This window comes from Mycobacterium sp. 852002-51961_SCH5331710 (assembly GCF_001665535.1).
GTDB lineage: Bacteria > Actinomycetota > Actinomycetes > Mycobacteriales > Mycobacteriaceae > Mycobacterium.
This window is the reverse complement of record NZ_LZSQ01000067.1, coordinates 1-716: the sequence shown is the minus strand read 5'-3', so window position 1 is coordinate 716 and position 716 is coordinate 1. Positions and strand designations below refer to the sequence as shown.

Annotated in this window: 1 pseudogene; it reads left to right on the top strand. The window is 67.7% G+C overall.

Annotation, left to right across the window (positions count from 1 at the left end):
• Nucleotides 1-545, top strand: a pseudogene (locus A5752_RS27970) (hypothetical protein); the annotation flags it as partial.
• Nucleotides 546-716 lie beyond the last annotated feature (171 nt).

Below are 716 nucleotides of genomic sequence, written 5' to 3'. Positions count from 1 at the left end.
CACCGCCGTCGCCGACACCGGCCGCGATGCCGCCCAGGATGCTCGCCACAGAACCGCCGGCCACGGCGGCCACGGGTGCTGAGCAACAGCCCGAAGCCCCGTCACTGGACGAGTCCGGGCTCGACGAAAGGACGGTTGCGCATATCCGCCAATTGCGGCGCGAAGCGCAACACCTCCGCGAGCGAGCCCGCACCGCTGAGGGCGACAATGAGCGGCTGATCACCCAAATCGGCGCGATGCACCACCGTGAGATTGAGCGGCTGGCTGCCGAAAGTCTCATCGACCCAAGCGATATTTGGCAGTCCGGAACAACGGATTTCACTGACGCCGAGACCGGCGAACTGGACCCCGCACTGGTCGCCGAAGCGGCCCGGTCGCTCATCGCAGACAAACCGCACCTCGCGCGACCGCAGTCCACACCACCGCCGTCTGACCGTCCGGTCGAGGGATTGCGGTCGGGCGCGGCACCGACCGCTGACCCGACACCGAAACCCTCATGGTCGTCGGCGATCCGGCCGCACGCCCGACCCAAAGGCCTCGGCTAAGCTGGTGGGGAACGCGCGGTCGACCCCGGCCCGGAGCTGAACACGAATCGCGCACCCCATGCCCTTGGTGGCACAGGTGTTGCCGTTGACCGGCCCGCACCAGCACTCAGCACTGTGAGCGTTTCGCGCTGTCACGCGCGCGCTCGATTCGCCTGCACACCAAGGAGTTAA